This window comes from Rossellomorea aquimaris TF-12, from assembly GCF_001648555.1.
Lineage (GTDB): Bacteria > Bacillota > Bacilli > Bacillales > Bacillaceae_B > Rossellomorea > Rossellomorea aquimaris.
The window spans coordinates 512,678-526,847 of sequence record NZ_LQXM01000029.1 but is presented as its reverse complement, the minus strand read 5'-3'; the positions used below and the strand labels follow the sequence as shown (position 1 = coordinate 526,847).

Below are 14,170 nucleotides of genomic sequence, written 5' to 3'. Positions count from 1 at the left end.
ACACTTTTTTTAAGTTAAATGAAATTGAAATTTAGTTTTGTATACGTTTTCTTTTATAGTATTCTGGTTTATCCACGAATGTGTTATACTATTAAAAGCGTTTACAAAAGTTACGTGATTGTGTTGAGATTGTAATAAAAGAAAATCAGTCAGAATATATTTGTAAAATTATTGTAAAAATTACCCATGAAAACCTATTCATGACGTAAAATCTACTAATATTTAACATTATTACTGTCAGAATTTTAATTATTATCTTTTTTTTCGACAAAATCACACAATGCTATTTATTTATCAAAGTAAAAGTGTTATAGTATTTTCGATTAGTAGGAAAGATATACATCAGAGGTCTGATGTCTTGAGAAAATTTGGTGGTGGTTCCAGTGACAATTAAAACAGACAATCGACATTTATACTTACAAGTAATTGATCGTTTGAAGAAAGACATCGAATCGGGAATATACAAAGAGAAAGAAAAACTCCCTTCTGAATTTGATCTTTCCAAACAATTAGGTGTCAGTCGAGCTACTCTTAGGGAAGCTCTCAGAATTCTTGAGGAAGAAAGTGTCATCGTACGTCGTCATGGTGTAGGCACATTTGTAAACGCGAAACCGCTCTTTACTTCTGGTATTGAGCAGTTAAACAGTGTGACCAACATGATTAAGCAAGCGGGGATGGAGCCAGGGACCATTTTCTTAAGCTCAACTACTCAAGAAGCTACTGAAGAGGATATGAAAAGGTTTGTTTGCGAAGAGGAAGAGGACGTGATTCTCATTGAACGTGTTCGTACGGCCAATGGGGAGCCGGTTGTTTATTGTGTGGACAAAATTCCAAAAAAGATTATGCCCAGGAATTTCACTCATGAAGATAATTCAATTTTCACCGTTTTAGAAAAACGAGAGAATAAAAGAATTACTTATGCAGTCGCACAAATAGAACCAATGGGCTATCACGATAAAATTTCTCCTATTCTAAATTGTGAACCAGAAACGGCTTTACTCGTATTAAAACAAATGCATTTTGACGAGAATGATGAGCCAATTCTGTATTCAGTAAACTATTTTCGATCAGACAAATTTAGCTTCCACGTTTTAAGAAAGCGTGTCTAACACAAACAATCTTTCTACTAATTTATTACTAATTTTAGGGGGTACTCTAGGTGAAAAAGCGTAAATTTGGTTTAGCGCTGTCATTTGTTCTAGCTGCTGGTACAATTTTAGGAGCTTGTGGAACAGACGATAGTAAAGAAGGTACATCTAGTGGTGAAGGAAATAGTAAAGAAGATCAATTTACAGTAGCAATGGTAACTGATGTTGGTGGAGTAGATGATAAATCTTTCAACCAATCTGCTTGGGAAGGTTTACAGGCTTTCGGTAAAGAGCATGACTTAGAAAAAGGTAAAGAAGGTTTCGACTACTTACAATCAAAAGGTGACGCTGACTATGCTACTAACTTAAACAAATTAGCACGTCAAGACTTTGACTTAGTATATGGTATCGGATTCCTAATGCAAGGTGCAATCAATGACATTGCACAACAACAAAAAGACACTAAATTTGCAATTGTTGATGCAGTTGTAGAGCAACCAAACGTTGCAAGCATTACATTCAAAGAGCAAGAAGGTTCATTCCTAGCAGGTGTTGTTGCAGGTTTGACTACAAAAACAAATAAAATTGGTTTCCTTGGTGGAATGGAAATTCCAGTAATTGAGCGTTTTGAATCAGGATTCATCGCTGGTGTTAAAGCCGTTAACCCTGATGCAGAAATTTCATCTGACTATGCTGGTGCATTTGATGATGCTGCTAGTGGTCAAACGATTGCTTCAAAAATGTACTCTTCAGGAGTTGACGTTATCTTCCACGCTTCTGGTGGAACAGGTAACGGTTTATTTACAGAAGCAAAGAACTTAAAAGACAAAGATCCTTCTCGCGAGATTTGGGCAATTGGGGTTGACTCTGACCAATCTGCTGAAGGTGAAGTAGGCGATCACAATATTATCTTAACGTCAGCTTTAAAACGAGTTGATAATGCTGTAGTTGACCTTTCTAACAAAGCTTTAGAAGATAAGTTCCCTGGTGGAGAAGTAATTTCTTACGGTCTTACTGAAGATGGTGTAGGACTTGCACCTCTTAACGAAGAGCTTTCTAATAAAGACGAAGTTATGAGTAAAGTAGATGAGTGGAAAGAAAAGATTAAGAATGGGGATATTACTGTACCCGATTCTCTTGATGCTGCTAAATCATTTTCAGCTAACTAATATTTGAGTAAAGGGGATAAGCGGGCCTAGGTTTGCTGGTCTCTTATCCCTTTTTCTTAAAACTTTAATTGAAGTATAGAATCCTCTTCTATCTTTCATTTAGAGTTTTAAAGGGGAAACCCTTTTTTTCTAGTCAGTTAAGGTCTGACCTCTAACTACTGGATAAATATCCCTAGCCTACGCAAGGAGTGAAAACAATGGATTATGTAATTGAGATGCTGAATATTCGTAAAGAATTTCCTGGCATCGTTGCAAATGACAACATTACCCTCCAACTCAAACAAGGTGAAATACATGCACTTCTTGGTGAGAATGGAGCAGGTAAATCCACATTGATGAATGTCCTATTTGGGTTGTATCAACCTGAACAAGGAGAAATTAGAGTTAAAGGCAAGAAGGTGGACATCACAAACCCTAATATTGCAAACGACCTTGGGATTGGGATGGTACATCAACATTTTATGCTTGTCGATACCTTCACTGTAACAGAAAATATTATCCTTGGACGTGAACCTAAGTCAGGTGCTTCAGTGGATATAAAAAAGGCTGAACAAGATATCCTGGACATATCAGAGAAATACGGATTAAAAGTGGACCCCAAAGCTAAAATTTCAGAAATTTCAGTTGGGATGCAGCAACGTGTAGAAATTTTAAAAACCCTTTACCGAGGGGCTGATATTCTTATCTTCGATGAACCAACGGCAGTGCTTACTCCACAAGAAATTAAAGAACTAATTCAAATTATGAAAACACTTATTAAAGAAGGAAAGTCTATCATTCTTATTACCCATAAGCTTAAAGAGATTATGGAAGTGTGTGATAATGTTACCGTTATCAGAAAAGGTAAAGGAATTGGGACAGTAAGTGTTTCTGATACAAACCCTAACCATCTGGCTAGCTTGATGGTAGGACGTGAAGTTACATTTAAAACCGAGAAGAAGGAAGCTTCCCCTGCTGAGAATGTATTAGAAATAACAGACTTAAATGTAATAGACCATCGTAATGTTCCTGTTGTTAAAGGACTAAACCTGGAAGTGAAGGCTGGAGAAATACTTGGGATAGCAGGTGTAGATGGAAATGGTCAAAGTGAGCTCATTGAAGCCGTAACGGGGCTCCATAAAGCCGAGAGTGGTTCAATTAAGTTGAATGGGAAAGAAATTCTTAATATGAAACCTCGTAAAATTTACGAAACGGGAGTAGGTCATATTCCTCAGGACCGACACAAACATGGACTTGTTTTGGACTTCCCGATTGGTGAAAATATGGTTCTACAAACCTATTACCAAAAGCCATTTTCGAATAAAGGTATCTTAAACTATAAAAATATTTATAATCAAGCTCGAAAGTTAATTTCAGAATTTGATGTAAGAACCCCATCTGAGTACACTCTTGCCAGGGCTCTATCCGGTGGTAATCAGCAAAAAGCCATTATTGGAAGAGAGATTGATCGTGATCCGGATCTCTTGATAGCAGCCCAACCAACACGTGGTTTAGACGTAGGTGCGATCGAGTTTATTCACAAACGTTTGATTGAACAAAGAGATAATGGGAAAGCTGTATTGCTTCTATCTTTTGAACTAGAAGAGATTATGAATGTGAGTGATCGAATTGCTGTAATTTATGAAGGGCAAATAGTTGCCATCGTAAACCCTAAAGAAACGACGGAACAAGAGCTTGGACTATTGATGGCCGGTTCTAAGAGGAAGGAAGAAGGGGGAGAAACACATGTCTAATCGCTTAATTAATATATTAATCCCTGTAATTTCAGTACTTTTAGGAATCATTGTTGGAACGGTTATCATGATAATAAACGGATATAATCCAGTAGAGGGATATACAGCCTTATGGCAGGGTGTTTTTGGGGAAATTTACTATGTTGGTGAAACAGTGCGTCAAGTTACACCATATATATTAGCTGGTTTAGCAGTTGCTTTTGCTTTTAGAACTGGCCTTTTTAATATCGGTGTTGAAGGTCAATTAATTGTTGGTTGGCTGGCAGCTGTATGGGTAGGTGTTGCCTTTGATGAGCTTCCAAAGATTATTCATCTACCTCTTGCTATTATTGCGGCAGCATTAGCAGGTGCATTATGGGGCTTTATCCCCGGTTTATTAAAAGCCAAATATCGAGTACATGAAGTTATTGTAACGATTATGATGAACTATATTGCTCTTCATGTAACAAATGCTATTATACGAGACGTATTAACAGATCGAAAAGATCGTACAGATTATATTGCAGAAACAGCTTCATTAAAGTCACCATTTTTTGAAACCTTAACAGACTATTCTCGTTTACACTGGGGAATATTCATCGCTTTAATCTGTGTGTTTGTTATGTGGTTCTTGTTAGAGAAAACGACTCGTGGCTATGAGCTTCGTTCCGTTGGATTCAATCAACATGCCTCACAGTATGCAGGTATGAATGTAAATGGAAACATTATTCTTTCTATGGTTATTTCAGGTGCTTTTGCAGGCTTAGCTGGTGCTATGGAAGGACTCGGTACATTTGGTTATGCATCCATTAAGGGTGGTTTTACAGGTGTTGGGTTTGATGGGATCGCCGTTGCCCTTCTGGGAGGAAACGCGGCCATCGGTGTTGTATTTGCAGCATTATTATTTGGAGGACTTAAAATAGGGGCTTTAAACATGCCGCTTGAAGCAGGAATTCCAAATGAATTAGTTGACATTATTATTGCCCTTATTATTTTCTTTGTAGCTTCAGGATACATGATTCGTTACCTTATTCAACGATTTAGTAAAAAGGGGGTGAAGTAAGTGGGCTTTATGGACATTTTAGTAATATTAATTCCATCAACGTTACTTTGGGCTTCACCACTTATTTTCACTGCTTTAGGTGGAGCTTTCTCGGAACGTTCAGGAGTAGTTAACATTGGTCTTGAGGGACTTATGGTTATTGGAGCATTCTCTAGTATAGTCTTTAACATTACATTCTCTGATACACTGGGTGCTTCAACTCCTTGGATTGCTCTTTTGGTTGCCATGTTAACGGGCGCGATTCTGGCTATTTTACATGCGGTTGCTTCCATTACCTTTAGAGCAGATCAAGTTGTTTCAGGTGTTGCCATCAATTTACTTGCAGTTGGATTGACTCTTTTCTTAGTAAAGCGCATTTATGGAAAGGGGCAAACAGATATCATTTCTGAAGGATTTGGAAAAGTGGATGTACCCCTACTAAGCAAGATTCCAGTAATCGGTGATATATTCTTTTCCAATACCTATTGGCCACCTTTTGTTGCCATACTAGTTTCGTTTATTGTGTGGTTTGTCATGTTTAAAACTCCATTTGGATTAAGACTCCGTTCAGTTGGTGAACATCCAATGGCAGCAGATACAATGGGGATAAATGTAACAAGAATGAGATATATTGGAGTAATTCTATCCGGTGCCTTTGCGGGAGTTGGAGGAGGAGTATATGCTCAATCAATCTCGTCAGACTTTAGCCACTCTACAATCAGTGGACAAGGTTTCATGGCCCTTGCTGCCTTAATATTTGGAAAATGGCATCCACTTGGAGCGATGGGAGCGGCTTTATTCTTTGGTTTTGCCCAAAGCTTAAGTATTATTGGAAGCAGTATTCCCTTATTTGAGAATATTCCAAGTGTATACTTATTAATTGCCCCATACGTGTTGACGATATTAGCACTAACTGGATTCATTGGACGTGCAGATGCCCCTAAAGCATTAGGTACTCCATACATCAAAGGAAATCGTTAATTTCATTAGTTTCTACTCACGGGTGTTTCGTTCTTGTCATTGAGCGAAATACCCGTTTTTTCTATCATTTCATATTAAGAGTTGCTGATGCATATAATGGTTTACCTCAATGCCTGTTTTTCCAAAAGTGGAAGATGCTTGAAATCAATATATTGCTACATGTATAGTTAAACTTAAATACCGCACAATAAGGGTGTTTAGAATATTTTTATAAACCCATCATTGGTCGATAAAGTGGAACTAAGGAGGACGGTAGAATGACAGCTATAAACGAAGTGGTAAAAAAGAAGCAGGGGTATACGCTACATATCGTTCAAACAGATAAGTTTAAAACCAATAGTCTGGTTTTGAAAATGAAAGCTCCTTTAGATGAAGAAACAGTTACTCTGCGCGGGCTACTTCCACATGTCCTGCAAAGCAGTACAAAAACGTACCCGAATACAACTGAACTAAGATCTCATTTAGATGAGCTATACGGTGCAAACTTTTTTGTTGATTTGGGGAAAAAGGGAGAATACCATGTTGTAAGTTTATCTGTAGAAATTGCGAATGAAAAGTTTTTAAAGGATTCAGAGCCTCTTCTTGAAAAAGGAATTGAATTCTTATCTGATGTGGTGCTTAATCCTAATGTTGAGAGTAATCAATTTGATGAAAATACAGTTCAAAAGGAAAAGCGGAATCAAAAAGTGAGAATTCAAGCAGTATATGATGATAAAATGCGCTATGCTAATTCTCGACTTGTTGAAGAAATGTGCAGAGGAGAACGATTTGCACTTCATGTAAATGGAATTAGTGAACAGGTAGATGCCTTAACATCAAATGAATTGTATCAATACTATCAAAAGGCAATGAATGAGGATCAATTTGATCTTTATGTTATTGGTGATGTAGATGTTTCTGAGGTAGAGGGCCTGTGCGACAAATTATTGAATTTTAAAGTGAGAACCATTGAGCGTGTAGAATCTTCTGTACCTCAGTCTAAAAATAAAGAAAATGTAGTAAAGGAAAAACAAGATGTAAAACAAGGGAAATTGAATATCGGATATCGTACAAATACTGAATATGGCGATGAAGATTATTTTGCTCTTCAAGTGTTTAATGGAATTTTCGGTGGATTCTCACATTCAAAATTATTCATCAATGTGAGAGAAAAAGCTAGCTTAGCCTACTATGCTGCTAGTCGCTTAGAAAGTCATAAAGGCTTAATGATGGTGATGTCAGGAATTGAATTTAAAAATTATGATCAAGCAGTAGGTATTATAAAAGAGCAATTACAAGCAATGAAAGACGGAGAGTTTACAGATTCAGAAATCGATCAAACAAAGGCGGTTATCCGCAATCAGCTTTTGGAAACGATTGATACATCCAGAGGGTTAATTGAGATTTTATACCATAATGCAATTGCTGGAAAAGAGATTGGTCTTGAGCATTGGTTAAATGAAATTGAGAAGACAACTAAAGAAGAGATTGTAAAAGTAGCAAATAAAGTAGAATTAGATACTATTTATTTCTTAACAGGAATGGAGGAATAACCATGAAGAAAATTTCCTTCGATCAGTTACAAGAGGATCTCTATTACGAAAAAATGTCTAACGGACTTGACGTTTATATACTGCCTAAAAAAGGATTTAACAAAACTTATGCTACGTTTACTACTAAGTACGGAAGCATTGACAACCACTTTCAACCTTTAAACGAAGATGAATTTGTCAAAGTTCCAGATGGAATTGCTCATTTCTTAGAGCATAAATTGTTTGAGAAAGAAGATGGAGATGTTTTTCAACAGTTTAGCCGTCAAGGGGCTTCTGCTAACGCATTTACTTCTTTCACTAGAACAGCATATCTTTTTTCAAGCACTACCAATGTTGAAAAAAACCTAGAAACCCTCATTGATTTCGTTCAGGAACCTTATTTCACTGAAAAAACAGTAGAGAAAGAAAAAGGAATTATCGGTCAAGAAATAACAATGTACGATGATAATCCAGATTGGCGGTTGTACTTTGGGGTTATTCAAAATATGTATAAAAACCATCCAGTGAAAATTGATATTGCTGGGACCATAAAATCGATTACTCCTATTACAAAAGATATGCTTTATCAATGCTACAATACCTTCTATCATCCAAGCAATATGCTTTTGTTTGTTGTAGGATCAGTTGAACCGGAAAAAGTAATGAATCAAATTCGAAGTAATCAAGAGAAGAAAGATTATGAGAAAATGCCTGAAATACAACGTAAATTTGATGATGAACCTGAGACGGTAGCAGAGAAGAAGACAGTACTTGAAATGAATGTTCAAAGTCCTAAATGTTTAGTTGGGCTTAAAGCTCCGGAACCTTATCAACAAGGAAAGGAAATGCTTAAACAAGAACTATCCATGAATGTTTTCTTAGACCTTTTATTCGGTAAGAGTTCAGCCTATTATTTTGACTTGTATAATGAAGGCTTAATCGATGAAACATTCCATTATGACTACACACAAGAAAACGGCTTTGGATTTGTTACTGTCGGTGGAGATACGGAAAAACCGGACGAATTAGCCCAAAAACTTCAACAGCTGTTATTAAAAGCAAAACAAGAATCTTTATTTACAAAAGAAGGATTGGAAAGAACGAAAAAGAAGAAGATAGGAGCCTTTTTAAGAGCAATTAATTCGCCTGAATTCATTGCCAATCAATTCACTCGTTACGCATTTAACGAAATGGATTTATTTGATGTAGTCCCTACTCTAGAATCATTAACATATGAAGATATCCAATCCGTAGCAAGTTCAATTATTGCACAAGAGCGTTTCACGGTTTGCCAAGTGGTACCAAAAAAATAACCTAAAGAAAAGAACTACTCTTTAAAAGAGTAGTTCTTGTTCTTGAATACGTACACAAAGATTAAATGAAGCTCATTTCAATTTAATCAATTAATTTAAGGAAGCGTTAGAGGGTGAGGAAATGAAATACGCATTGATAACAGGTGCTTCAGGTGGAATTGGAAGAAGTACCGCATTGCAATTAGCAAAAGAAGGGTGGCATTTATATTTACACTACAATAAAAATAAAGAAGCAGTAGATGAATTGATACAAAAAATCAGCAAGTATAATATTGAAATCATTCCTATTGGAGCGGATCTTTCTTCTGGTGAAGGTGTAAAAAAAATCGTTTCATCCATTTTTCAGCTAGATGCCATTATTTATAGCAGCGGACATTCAGAATGGGGTTTATTTCAGGAACAATCAGAAGAAAGCATTGATAAGATGATAAATGTTCATGTGAAAAGTCCTATGATCCTTATTCAGAAGCTCCTTAGTAAATTAATTCGGCAAAGAGGCAATATTATCATCGTGAGCTCTATTTGGGGGCAGGTTGGTGCTGCATGTGAAGTAACATACTCTACTGTAAAAGGCGCACAAATCTCTTTTGTAAAATCATTAAGTAAGGAATTAGCTCTAAGTGGAATAAGAGTAAATGCAGTTGCACCAGGGGCGATAGACACCAACATGCTAGTATCTTTCTCAGAAGAGGAAGTAAACAGTCTTATAGAGGAAATACCAATGGGGCGCCTTGGTCAGCCTGATGAAATCGCACAAACGATTCTGTTTCTTTTATCAATCAGCGCTTCTTATATTACTGGTCAAACAATTCCTATTAATGGTGGCTGGCACACATGAAAATTTTTTTAGAACTTCCCGATAACGAATATTTTTTCCTCCTGGATACAAACTAATATTGTATTTCAATAAAGGAGGTCATGACAAATGTCTGTGTTAGATAATTGGTCAGATTGGAAAAACTTCTTAGGTGATCGTCTTCACCAGGCTCAGCATGGTGGAATGGAGAATGAAACAGTTTCTGATTTAGCTTATCAAATAGGTGAGTACTTAGCTCAACAGGTAGAGCCTAAGAATGATCAAGAAAAAGTGTTGGCTGATTTGTGGTCTGTCGCTTCTCCTGAAGAGCAACATACTATTGCGAACATGATGGTCAAACTTGTTAATAACAATGGTACTCGTTAAGGAGAGGGATTTTTCCTCTCCTTTTCTTTTTAGGCTATTTTTCAAGGGAAGTTGTTTTATAACTTAAGTCTCTTAATGGCTCTGTCAATCTGTTTGTGATAGGCGGTGAGGGGAACTGCTTCCCTTGCAGTTAGCGTTCGGCCGAGCATCCTCAGCTTCGCTTCCAGGGTCTCTGCACAAAAGAAAGAATATTTCTATTTATACAAGCTAAAATCAACCACTACTCGCTTTGTATAAGCAACAAAGTTTACGAAAAGAGCCTTTTTTTTTGATAATATAAATATATTTCATGCTTAATTCATTCAAAATCCGGAAATTGTACATATTTATGTATGTTTTCCTTTTCTATTAGAGGAAAATCATTTATTATAAAAGCTAGATGTTTGAGTTTTCTTTCGAATTTTGTCGAATTAATAGTCACCTTTTATTTAGGAGGTACCCAATGGAGAGAAAAGAATGGTATTTAGAATATGAAATTCAAAAAAATCGTCCAGGGCTCTTAGGTGATATTTCCTCATTATTAGGAATGCTATCGATTAATATAGTGACGATAAATGGTGTTGATGAAGGACGAAGGGGCATGCTTCTCCTTGCCAATAGTCATGAACAGATAACAAGACTTGAATCTATATTACAAACAATGGATACGATTAATGTTACCAAGTTAAGAGAACCGAAATTAAGAGATCGTCTGGCAGTTAGACATGGTCGTTATATTCAACGTGATGCAGATGATAAAAAAACGTTTCGATTTGTACGTGATGAACTAGGTTTACTCGTGGATTTTATGGCGGAACTTTTTAAACAGGATGGGCATAAGCTTGTCGGTATTAGGGGGATGCCTCGAGTTGGGAAAACGGAATCAGTAGTTGCTTCTAGTGTTTGCGCCAATAAGAAATGGCTTTTTGTATCTTCTACTCTATTGAAGCAAACAATAAGAAGTAAATTAATTGAAGATGAGTATTCTTCAGAAAATCTCTTTATAATCGACGGAATCGTTTCAACTCGTAGAGCAAGTGAAAAGCATTGGCAGCTAGTGAGGGAAATTATGCGTTTATCTGCAGTGAAGGTAATTGAGCACCCTGACATTTTTGTTCAAAACTCTGAATATTCACTAGAAGATTTTGACTATATTATCGAACTGAGAAACGATCCTGATGAAGAGATTACATATGATTTGGTAGAAAAAAATAATCTGTTTCAAAATTCTGATTTTGGTGGATTTGATTTTTAATATTGGAAGGTGTTAAGTAGTGACGGATTTAGGAAATCGTTTAAAGGAAGCCCGAGAAGCTAAAGGTTATAGCCTTGATGACTTACAAAGAATTACAAAGATTCAAAAGCGATATTTAATTGGTATAGAGGAAGGCTCATATGATATGATGCCTGGAAAGTTTTATGTGCGAGCATTTATTAAACAATATTGTGATGCAGTAGGACTTCCATCGGAATTAATTTTTGAAGAGCATAAGGATGAAATCCCAACAACACAGGAAGGTGAAATACCTCTTTCTCTTTCACGTGTTCAAACAAGTAAGAGAGTATCAGAAAGCTCATCTAAGGTATTTGATATTCTTCCGAAGTTACTAATTGCTGTGTTTGTGATTGGGGCATTAATTGCTTTATGGGCATTTGTGCAAAGTAAAGTTGGGAGCAATGCCGATTCGAGTGATTCAAGCAATCAAGAACAGGTTGCAGTAGATCAAAAGGACCCAGCTCCTTCTGAAAAGATTGACGAAGAAAAATCTTCAGAAGATAACAATGATGAGGATGAAAAATCTGAAGACAAACAAGCTGAAGATGATTCATCTGGAGAATCCAAAGATCAAAAAGAAGAGCAGTCTTTGGAAGCCACTAATAGTTCAGGGTATAAAACTACTTATGAATTAAAGAATACTGACAAATTTCAATTAGAACTTTTGGCTAAAGGAGATACTTGGGTCAAGGTGTTTAATTCAAAAGATGAGGTATTATTCGAAGGTTTACTTAAAGATAAAGACAAACAAAGCTTTGATCTTTCTTCTGATAAACAAGCTTATTTAGTAATTGGAAATGCAGCAAATACAAATATTTTAGTTAATGGTAATTCATTAGAATATAAAATAGCAACAGATGTTGTCAGGCAGGATATTATCATTAACTATACTCAGCCGGCATCACAGTAATCTAAGATGAAAGGAGTTTGGATGACTCCTTTTTCTTACATACAATAGAGTTTAATGTGTTTTTATGTATTGGAGGTAGTAAGGTGAACTTACCTAATAAAATTACAGTTTCAAGGATCTTTTTAATTCCATTATTTTTAATTATTATGCTGGCTCCATTAAATTGGGGAGAAATGACCTTTCTTGGTGCTAACTTACCAGTCAAGCATTTTGTTGGGGCACTAATCTTTATTATAGCTTCAACAACAGATTGGATTGACGGCTATTATGCTCGAAAGCTGGACCTAGTGACGAACTTAGGGAAGTTTTTAGATCCTTTAGCAGATAAGCTACTTGTGTCGGCAGCATTAATTGTACTTGTAGAGCTGGGACTTGCTCCTTCTTGGATAGTCATCATTATCATAAGCCGAGAGTTTGCTGTAACAGGTCTTCGTCTTGTACTGGCAGGTTCAGGAGAGGTAGTGGCGGCTGGTCAGCTTGGAAAGATTAAAACGTGGGCTCAAATTATTGCCATTTCCGCACTTCTTCTTCACAATGCAATTTTTGAACTCATCAATCTTCCATTTGCTACACTTTCTCTCTGGGTAGCTATGTTCTTTACAGTATGGTCAGGATGGGATTATTTTTACCATAACAAAAAAGCGTTTGTAAATTCAAAATAAGATAGAAAGGGTTGATTCGTATTTGAATCATCCCTTTCTTTATATTAGATAGGAGGGAATCCATTTGAACGCAGAAATTATTGCGGTTGGATCAGAATTATTACTTGGTCAAATTGCGAATACAAATGCTCAATTCATTTCCGAGCAATTAGCTGAATTAGGTGTAAATGTATATTATCATACGACTGTAGGTGATAATACTGAACGTTTAGAACAGGCAATTGCAACAGCAGAAGGCCGTGCTGATTTGCTAATCTTCACCGGTGGGCTTGGGCCCACGAAAGATGATTTAACGAAAGAAACGATTGCGAGGACTTTAGGTACTCATTTAACGATGGATAAAGCGGCTCTAGAATCAATAAAAAAGTATTTTGAAGTAACCAATCTGAGCATGACGCCTAATAACGAAAAGCAGGCTCTCATTTTAGATGGGTCTTCTCCATTAAAGAATGAGCACGGCATGGCTCCAGGGATGTTTATGAAAAAAGATACTAAAGCCTATATGCTACTCCCAGGGCCACCATCAGAAATGAAGCCCATGTTTAGTAAATATGGAAAAAAAGCTATTTTAGCCATCTTAAATAGAAAAGAAACAATTCATTCACGCGTCCTTCGTTTTTTTGGTATAGGTGAAGCTCAGCTAGAAACAGAGCTTGAAGCCATTATTGATAAGCAGACAAACCCTACCATAGCTCCATTAGCTTCAGAGGGGGAGGTTACGTTAAGGTTAACTGCAAAACACGAATCAAAGGAAGTAGCGGAAGCGCTTCTTGATAAATTAGAAGCAGAGATTATGAATATTGTCGGAGACTATTTCTACGGTTATAGTCAAGCTTCACTTATAGAAGTAGGGTTCAAGCTCCTGAAAGAAAAAGGGTTAACCCTCTCCTGTGCAGAGAGCTTGACTGGTGGACTTTTTCAAGGACAGCTTACCTCTTTGTCTGGAGCTTCGGATATCCTAAATGGCGGGGTAGTCTGCTATCAGGATGATATTAAGGAAAAAGTTCTTCAGGTGAAAAAGAGTACGCTGAAGAATTATTCAGCTGTGAGTGAACAGTGTGCAGTGGAATTAGCTGAGAATGTAAGGGATCTCTTTCATTCTGACGTTGGAATCAGCTTCACAGGTGTTGCTGGACCAGGGGATCATAATGGAAAGCCTGCGGGAACCGTTTGGATTGGATTATCGGTGAAACAACAACCAACAAAAACCTTTCTATTGAATCTCGGTGGAGGACGCAATGACAATCGAATGAGAACCGCGAAATATGGCTGGCATTATCTGATCAAGGAATTGAAAGACTAACATAACAGTATGGCTGTCTTCTACTATTTAGAGGGCAGCTT

At 36.8% G+C, this 14,170-nt stretch carries 13 protein-coding genes; all 13 read left to right on the top strand.

What is annotated here, in order from left to right:
• Nucleotides 1-383 precede the first annotated feature (383 nt).
• The 13 genes from IQI_RS16165 (at nucleotide 384) to IQI_RS16105 (ending at nucleotide 14,129) form a co-directional block, all read left to right on the top strand.
• On the top strand, nucleotides 384-1,109 hold the full coding sequence (locus tag IQI_RS16165; protein ID WP_064093655.1) for a GntR family transcriptional regulator: 726 nt from the start codon (nucleotides 384-386) through the stop codon (nucleotides 1,107-1,109).
• A 50-nt stretch (nucleotides 1,110-1,159) separates the two neighbouring features.
• Complete coding sequence (locus IQI_RS16160) at nucleotides 1,160-2,257, top strand: BMP family lipoprotein (RefSeq protein WP_064093654.1); 1,098 nt, start codon at nucleotides 1,160-1,162, stop codon at nucleotides 2,255-2,257.
• A 197-nt stretch (nucleotides 2,258-2,454) separates the two neighbouring features.
• The gene (locus IQI_RS16155) at nucleotides 2,455-3,990 is read left to right on the top strand and encodes an ABC transporter ATP-binding protein (protein ID WP_064093653.1); all 1,536 of its coding nucleotides are present in this window, start codon (nucleotides 2,455-2,457) and stop codon (nucleotides 3,988-3,990) included.
• The gene (locus IQI_RS16150) at nucleotides 3,983-5,032 is read left to right on the top strand and encodes an ABC transporter permease (protein WP_064093652.1); all 1,050 of its coding nucleotides are present in this window, start codon (nucleotides 3,983-3,985) and stop codon (nucleotides 5,030-5,032) included. Before IQI_RS16155 ends, IQI_RS16150 begins: the two co-directional genes overlap by 8 nt.
• Nucleotides 5,033-5,992 (top strand): ABC transporter permease, encoded by a 960-nt coding sequence (locus IQI_RS16145; RefSeq protein ID WP_064093651.1) that lies wholly within the window; start codon nucleotides 5,033-5,035, stop codon nucleotides 5,990-5,992. It abuts the gene before it with no gap.
• A 257-nt stretch (nucleotides 5,993-6,249) separates the two neighbouring features.
• Nucleotides 6,250-7,524 carry an EF-P 5-aminopentanol modification-associated protein YfmF gene (gene yfmF, locus IQI_RS16140; RefSeq protein ID WP_064093650.1) on the top strand — a complete coding sequence of 425 codons (1,275 nt, stop codon included), beginning with the start codon at nucleotides 6,250-6,252 and terminating at the stop codon, nucleotides 7,522-7,524.
• 2 nt (nucleotides 7,525-7,526) lie between these two features.
• On the top strand, nucleotides 7,527-8,816 hold the full coding sequence (yfmH, locus tag IQI_RS16135) for an EF-P 5-aminopentanol modification-associated protein YfmH (RefSeq protein ID WP_064093649.1): 1,290 nt from the start codon (nucleotides 7,527-7,529) through the stop codon (nucleotides 8,814-8,816).
• Between the two features lie 121 nt (nucleotides 8,817-8,937).
• On the top strand, nucleotides 8,938-9,654 hold the full coding sequence (ymfI, locus tag IQI_RS16130) for an elongation factor P 5-aminopentanone reductase (RefSeq protein WP_064093648.1): 717 nt from the start codon (nucleotides 8,938-8,940) through the stop codon (nucleotides 9,652-9,654).
• A gap of 87 nt (nucleotides 9,655-9,741) precedes the next feature.
• Nucleotides 9,742-9,999 carry a DUF3243 domain-containing protein gene (locus IQI_RS16125; RefSeq protein ID WP_064093647.1) on the top strand — a complete coding sequence of 86 codons (258 nt, stop codon included), beginning with the start codon at nucleotides 9,742-9,744 and terminating at the stop codon, nucleotides 9,997-9,999.
• A 442-nt stretch (nucleotides 10,000-10,441) separates the two neighbouring features.
• Nucleotides 10,442-11,233 (top strand): DUF3388 domain-containing protein, encoded by a 792-nt coding sequence (locus IQI_RS16120; RefSeq protein WP_064093646.1) that lies wholly within the window; start codon nucleotides 10,442-10,444, stop codon nucleotides 11,231-11,233.
• 19 nt (nucleotides 11,234-11,252) lie between these two features.
• A complete protein-coding gene (locus IQI_RS16115) occupies nucleotides 11,253-12,164 on the top strand; it encodes a helix-turn-helix domain-containing protein (RefSeq protein WP_064093645.1) in 912 nt (303 codons plus the stop codon).
• An 83-nt stretch (nucleotides 12,165-12,247) separates the two neighbouring features.
• Complete coding sequence (gene pgsA / locus IQI_RS16110; protein ID WP_064093644.1) at nucleotides 12,248-12,826, top strand: CDP-diacylglycerol--glycerol-3-phosphate 3-phosphatidyltransferase; 579 nt, start codon at nucleotides 12,248-12,250, stop codon at nucleotides 12,824-12,826.
• A 64-nt stretch (nucleotides 12,827-12,890) separates the two neighbouring features.
• A complete protein-coding gene (locus IQI_RS16105) occupies nucleotides 12,891-14,129 on the top strand; it encodes a competence/damage-inducible protein A (RefSeq protein ID WP_064093643.1) in 1,239 nt (412 codons plus the stop codon).
• Nucleotides 14,130-14,170: the final 41 nt, after the last annotated feature.